The sequence below is a fragment of the Vibrio sp. OPT46 genome, from assembly GCF_015163535.1.
Classification (GTDB): domain Bacteria; phylum Pseudomonadota; class Gammaproteobacteria; order Enterobacterales; family Vibrionaceae; genus Vibrio; species Vibrio alginolyticus.
The window spans coordinates 1-571 of sequence record NZ_JADDYG010000276.1 but is presented as its reverse complement, the minus strand read 5'-3'; the positions used below and the strand labels follow the sequence as shown (position 1 = coordinate 571).

Here is a 571-nt window from a genome sequence, read left to right as displayed (position 1 = left end):
CGACTTAGTCATACCGCATTTCGTAAGTCAGAAAATAACCCTTTAAAGTTTTCTGCAAACTTAGAAGATGCGATTCATAACTTATATAACCGTCAAACCGCTAGCTTCTTAAAGCCAAATGCAGCCATTAAAGAAGCATTTAATGACATCGAAAGTCATGAGCAAGCCTTAATGAAAGGTGTTGAAGGTACGGTTTCGAGTGTTATGTCACTTGTTGAACCTACTTCTATATACTCAGATGCTTTAGCGAAAGACACGGTTATTAATAAGGTTATTCCAGCTAGGAAATATGCTCAAAGTTGGAAGAGGTTTGAGGATATTCATAAAAAGCTATCCGATGATATTATCAATAAAGAGTCTCCGTTCTATTTAGAAGACTTCGCTAAGCACTATGAATTAGCATTAAAAAACAAAGGCTAGGAATTAGGGTGATGAAAAAGTTTTACCAATATATTTTGTTATTAATTTCAATAGCTTTATTTGGGTGCTCAGCAGCGAACCTAGTTGTTGATCCATACTCAGATTTAGAAATAGCAGCAAGTCATAACATTAATCCTGATTCAAACGGCAG

Annotated in this window: 1 protein-coding gene and 1 pseudogene; both read left to right on the top strand. The window is 35.4% G+C overall.

Translation table 11 applies throughout. The features are described 5' to 3' along the window. A partial coding sequence (gene tagH / locus IQR33_RS35855) for a type VI secretion system-associated FHA domain protein TagH (protein WP_193843737.1) occupies positions 1–420 on the top strand: 420 nt, incomplete at its 5' end. Between the two features lie 11 nt (positions 421–431). Next, a pseudogene (locus tag IQR33_RS35850) lies at positions 432–571 on the top strand (type VI secretion system lipoprotein TssJ); the annotation flags it as partial.